The organism is Micromonospora sp. DT44 (genome assembly GCF_049841635.1).
Taxonomy (GTDB): domain Bacteria; phylum Actinomycetota; class Actinomycetes; order Mycobacteriales; family Micromonosporaceae; genus Micromonospora.
In genome coordinates, this window is sequence record NZ_JBNCKS010000117.1 from 1 (window position 1) to 4,078 (window position 4,078).

Here is a 4,078-nt window from a genome sequence, read left to right on the forward strand (position 1 = left end):
GTTGCCTAGGCAACGCCGATCATGGACGCCCTCGCGTCTACTTGCGGTCCCACATCCCTTGGAATCGATCATCTAGGGCCTGACGCACGTTCCTCCACCCGGCCCGATCTCGGCGCCGCTGTGATCCGGCACAAGCTGAGCTGCACTGGCACTCATCCGGCGTCGATGAGGGACCACTCCTGAGGAAAGTCGGCGTGCAGCAGGTCGGTGATACTGGCGGGTGGGAAGTCCGGCCAGGAACGTTGCGGGTCGTGCCGTCGGTTGAGACGTCGATCAAGGAAACGCTGAGTACGGATGAGTCCCTCGGTCGCCTCACTCACGCTGAGCTGGCCGTCCTGCACGGCTGTGGCGTACTCGTCGAGATCCAAGACCCTGTAGGGATGGTCGCCAGGTCCCACGATCACGTCGATCCACAGGTCGTCGACCGTGACCACGCTCCCATGATCAGTGACGCGCACCAGGTCGCAGTACCACCAGCCCTGCTGCGCCGGTGGAAATATGACCGGCTGATTGATTTGGAACCCATCATCGAGCAGCACGAAGCTGCGCTGCTCATACGGTCGATTGTCGAGGTGAAATCCCCAGTCGTAGACGAGGGCGTCGCCAAGACGTAGCCCCGCCGCCCGAAGCTTCCCGTCGCGCACCACGGTCACCGGCGTCGGTCTGCGCTCGGAGCCATCGGTCACACGCACCAGCTTCACAGGTCGACGAGCCCGACGACCTACCATTCTCGGCAGGACATGACCCAGGCCGTGTCTGACAAATGGCCTTCGAGGGGCCTGGCTCGTCCTAGTGGGCGAGACGCTGGAGCCAGTCCCGCAGGAGTGCGGTCTCGACGGGTCGCAGCGGGACGATGGCTGGATCCGCCCCGCCGAGGGTGGCATCGAGCGCGAGGGCGCGAGCGGCGAGGGTGGAGTCCGGGGCTGGGCTCGTGTCGGTGGTCAGGGCGTGGATGAGTGCTTCCCGCATGCGCGGTGAGACCTCCGGGTCGCGTTCGCTCTCGGGGATGCTGATCAGGGAGAGCGTGGTGCCGGTTACCGCCGCCAGCGTGAGGTGGGCGGCGAGGACGGGCGGCACCCGTAGACGGCCGTCGGAGGCGACGCGGCCGAGGAACGTCATGAGGAGTTCGTGTGCCTCTCGCGCGGCGGGTGGGCGCCGGCCGGGCCGGTCGGTGCCGTACATCAGCAGGTAGAGGGCGGGGTGTTTCAGGCCGAAGTCGACGTGCATGTCCCATCCGTGGCGCATGCCGTCGACCGGGTTGCCGCTCGACGACAAGGTGTGCTTCTGCGCCAAGTAGAGGTCGAAGGCGTGGATGGCCAGCGCCGAAAGGAGCCCGTCCTTGTCGCCGAAGAGCTGGTACAAGGAGGCGGCACGGATGCCTGCCGCCGCTGCGACGGCGCGGGTGGAGAGCGCCTGGGCGCCCTCCCGTTCCAGGAGCTCGGCGGCGACCTCCAGGATCTGCCGGCGACTGCGGGTCTTCGCATCATCCACGGTTGCAATGCTACGGCATAAGGCGTATCACTGGTACGGCCAGCGATACGGAAAGTACCGTAGCAGTGATACGGCAGGAGAGGTCGATGAATCGTGTGGGGTACGGCGCCATGCAACTTGCGGGCCCCAAGGTCTGGGGATTCCCGCACGACCCGGAGGCGGCGCGGCGGGTGTTGCGCCTGGCTGTCGAGCTGGGCGTGACCTTCTTCGACACCGCGAACGCCTACGGGCCACGAACGGTGAACCAGCTGATCGGGCAGGCGCTGGGACCGAACCCCGAGGGCGTGATCGTGGGCAACAAGGTCGGCGCGGAGCGCGGCCCGGACAAGTCCTGGGTCGTCGACGGTCGCCCGGAGACGATCCGGCGGCAGGTTCACGAGGCCCTTACCGACATGGGAACGGACGCGAGCGAGCTGACCTACCTCCGACTCGTCGGCGACACCCCCGGTGCGCACCAGGACGTACCGCTGGAGGAGTCGCTCGGCGCACTCGTTCAGCTGCGAGACCAGGGGCTGATCCGCCGCATCGGCCTGTCCGGCGCGTCCCCGCAGATGCTGGCCCGCGCCCAGCAGATGACCCCCATCGCGGCGGTGCAGAACCGCTTCAACCTGCTTGACCGCAGCGGCGTCCAGGTCCTCGCCGACTGCGAGAGCCAGGGCATCCTCTTCATCCCCTACTTCCCGCTGGCCGCCGGACGGCTCAGCGGCCACCAGGAGCTGACCGGCCCGGCCGAGCGCCTAGGTGCCACACCGGCCCAGATCGCACTGGCCTGGCTGCTGCGCCGTTCGCCCTCCATGGTCGTCATCCCCGGCACGAGCAGTACCGACCACCTGCGGTCGAACATCGCAGCTTCCGAAGTTGCCGAACAATTGACCGACACCGAGGTCGCGCGCCTGACCGGACTCGTCGACGAGTCGCAAGCGGTCCTCGGCCAGCCCACGCCCCCCGCCCATGGCCACCGCTGAAAGGCCCCGGGGATGTCGCTATCGGCCTCAGCCGCACCTGACGAATGATCTTCGGAGTTCTGCGACGGCGCCCATATCGCCTTTCGACGACCAAGGTCCACCTGGCCGTCGACGGCCGCGGCCTCTCACTCGCCCTGGTCCTCACGCCGGGCAACGTCAACTCTGGCTTCGCCAACCAGCAAAGTGGTCACTATCAGACACGGCCTAGTTGCGTCGGTGGTAGCGGTTGTGGCGGGGTATCTGGTCGGGGTCCAGCCAGGCTGGCGGAACGAACATCGGCCGGTTGTCGCTGCCGAGCCGGACCGTCCATTCTCCTTTGTGTACGTGGCGATGGTGGTGGCCGCAGAGCAGGACCGCGTTGGTGAGACTGGTGTCGCCGCCGTCGGCCCAGTGACGGACGTGGTGGGCGTCGCACCAGCGCGGTGGCCGGTCGCAGCCCGGGAAGGCGCAGCCACGGTCGCGAAGCACGAGGGCGCGCCGCAGGGGACCGGTGATGAGGCGGCGTTGCCGGCCGACATCGAGTGGTTGGCCGTTGCCGCCCAGAACGGCGGGGAGGATGGCGGCGTCGCAGGCGAGTCGACGTACCGTCTGCGGGGTCAGGGCGAGCCCGGTGTCGAGTGTGCCGGCGCCGAGCTGCTGACTCAGGGCGTCGTAGCCGGTGGTGACGACGATCTGGGCGGCCTCGCCGCCGTTCGCCGGTAGGTCGCCGGTGCAAAGGGCGAGTCGGCAGACGTCGGCGAAGGCGTCATGGCGGCGTTGGCCCGGGGTACGGGTGTCGTCCGGGCCGGTGGGGCCGCTGAGCGGGTCGATGGCGGCGCGGAGCAGGCCGGCGGTCTCGGCGTCGAGGGTGCCGGCGAGTCGCAGCCGCCCGTCGGTCTGCTCGGACACCGTCAGGTGCCGGTCGCGGTCGGCTCGGCGAGCGTCGGCGTCGAGCGCGGCCTTCGCGGCGGCCTCGGCGACGTCGGGGGCGACGTGGTCGAGGATGCGCGTGCTCAACCTGCCCAGCAGGGTCGGGTCGAACTGCCCGGCCCATTCGACGAGGACACCGACGGCCTTGTCGGCGGCTGCGGTGCCGGCGGTGTCGTGCACCGTGGTGACGGTGTCGGTGATGACGCGGGCCTGCTCGGCGGTGATGTTCCCGCCCGCCAGCGCCTGCCGGACTCCGTCGTTGTGGCCCATGTCGAGGGCGGCGGCGAGGTCGACGAGCCGACGCGCGGTGGGAACGGTGAGGCGCAGGCGCTCGCGCAACCAGACGGTGGTGCTGGACGCGCCGTGCGCGCGGGCGATGCCCCGGCCGTCGATCTCGCGAACGAGGGCGAGCTCGAGCGCGGCGAGGCGTTGCGCGAGGCGGTGCGCGGCGTCGAGCGCAGCGACGAGTTCGTGCTCGGCGAGGCTCCAGGCGGACGCGTCCAGGCAGGCGGCGACCGCGTCGTCTGCCTGCGCCAGCTCCTCGACCATGACCTGACACTAGAACAGGTGTACGACAATTTCAGTCATCATGATCGATAGGCAATCCAGACTGACATGAGTTGCCGCATCGCGGTGGGGGGGTGTCCCTATGGGTTTCGTCAAGCGGGGACGGGTGCCTGATCTGTCGGCCGTGGTTGGTAGGGGATCTTGTC

At 68.9% G+C, this 4,078-nt stretch carries 4 protein-coding genes; 1 reads left to right on the forward strand and 3 read right to left on the reverse strand.

The window, feature by feature from the left end; genetic code table 11:
- Positions 1 to 152: 152 nt before the first annotated feature.
- Positions 153 to 701, reverse strand: a complete 549-nt coding sequence (locus ACLQ25_RS32360) for a DUF402 domain-containing protein (protein WP_425734528.1) — start codon at positions 699 to 701, stop codon at positions 153 to 155.
- A gap of 88 nt (positions 702 to 789) precedes the next feature.
- Positions 790 to 1,491 carry a TetR/AcrR family transcriptional regulator gene (locus ACLQ25_RS32365; protein WP_425734529.1) on the reverse strand — a complete coding sequence of 234 codons (702 nt, stop codon included), beginning with the start codon at positions 1,489 to 1,491 and terminating at the stop codon, positions 790 to 792.
- A gap of 65 nt (positions 1,492 to 1,556) precedes the next feature.
- On the opposite strand from ACLQ25_RS32365, the gene ACLQ25_RS32370 reads away from it, so the two are divergent.
- The gene (locus tag ACLQ25_RS32370) at positions 1,557 to 2,456 is read left to right on the forward strand and encodes an aldo/keto reductase (protein ID WP_425734531.1); all 900 of its coding nucleotides are present in this window, start codon (positions 1,557 to 1,559) and stop codon (positions 2,454 to 2,456) included.
- 204 nt (positions 2,457 to 2,660) lie between these two features.
- Here ACLQ25_RS32370 and ACLQ25_RS32375 read toward each other — a convergent pair whose 3' ends face one another.
- The gene (locus ACLQ25_RS32375) at positions 2,661 to 3,914 is read right to left on the reverse strand and encodes a DUF222 domain-containing protein (protein ID WP_425734530.1); all 1,254 of its coding nucleotides are present in this window, start codon (positions 3,912 to 3,914) and stop codon (positions 2,661 to 2,663) included.
- Between the last annotated feature and the right edge of the window lie 164 nt (positions 3,915 to 4,078).

Coding starts and splice junctions, on each gene's coding strand:
- ACLQ25_RS32375 (WP_425734530.1), bottom strand. CDS start 3,914: ATGGTCGAGGAGCTGGCGCAGGCAGACGACGCGGTCGCCGCCTGCCTG.